1 protein-coding gene is annotated in these 1,138 nt (G+C 70.5%); it reads left to right on the plus strand.

Annotated elements, in window-relative coordinates; translation table 11 throughout:
- Nucleotides 1-1,138: polyketide synthase dehydratase domain-containing protein (locus EST54_RS33910; RefSeq protein WP_174857573.1), on the plus strand; the 1,138-nt coding region annotated here is incomplete at both ends.

Here is a 1,138-nt window from a genome sequence, read left to right on the forward strand (position 1 = left end):
CCCAGGGCTACCACTACGGCCCCACCTTCCAAGGCCTCCAAGCCGCCTGGCAGCACCACGACACCACCTACGCCGAAATCACCCTCCCCCAGGAAACCCAGCACGCCGCCGCCGCATTCACCCTCCACCCCGCCCTCCTGGACGCCGCACTGCACGCCACGGACCTCGCCCAGAGCGACGAACCACACAAGGCCCAGCAGACGGCTCTCCCCTTCGCATGGAGCGGCGTCACGGTGCATGCGAAGGGCGCAACCTCGCTGCGGGTGGCCATCACCACCACGGCGAACGACGGCGTACGGCTCCAACTCGCCGACCCGGCAGGCAATCCGGTCGCCGTGGTGGAGGAGCTGGCCATGCGGCCCGTCTCCGCCGACCAGATCGCGGCAGCGCGCGACGGTGCCGATACCCCCCTCTACCTCGTGGAGTGGACCGCCCTACCGTCCGCCACGACTCCACCGGGCTCCGGCGCGGACCGGGCGGAAGGCAGCAGCACCCGCAGTTGGGCGGCGCTCGGCCCGCAGGCCGCGCAGTGGGAGTGGACCGGCGCCGCCACGTATACCGAGCTGGCGGCACTGACCGGCGACGTACCGGACGTGGTCGTCCTGACCTGCCCGGAGGGCCGGGACGGCGACAACATGCCGCAGCAACTGCGGAAAGCAACCGGCAGCGTGCTGGCGGCTCTTCAGGAATGGCTGGCCGACGAGCGGTTCGAGGATTCCCAGCTGGTGGTGGCGACACGCGGGGCGGTCGGCCCTCGCGATCCTCGCGATGAGCATGCCGAGCCGGCGGACCTCGCGGGTGCGGCCGTGTGGGGCCTGGTGCGCTCCGCACAGGCCGAGCACCCGGACCGTTTCACCCTGCTGGACTGGGACGGCACGCAGATTCCGCTTTTCCTGCTCGCCACCACCCTCTCCAGTGGTGAGCCGGAACTGGCCCTGCGCAACGGCGAGACCTACGTACCCCGACTCACCCGAGCCACCACACCCACACCCACTCCCACCCTCGAACCCACCGCCTTCGAAAACTGGGACCCCGAGGACACCGTTCTGATCACCGGCGGTACCGGCGGACTCGCCACCCTCCTCGCCGAACACCTCATCACCCACCACCACATCCGCAACCTCACCCTCGCCAGCAG

Origin of the sequence: Streptomyces sioyaensis (assembly GCF_004122735.1) — a bacterium.
Classification (GTDB): domain Bacteria; phylum Actinomycetota; class Actinomycetes; order Streptomycetales; family Streptomycetaceae; genus Streptomyces; species Streptomyces sioyaensis.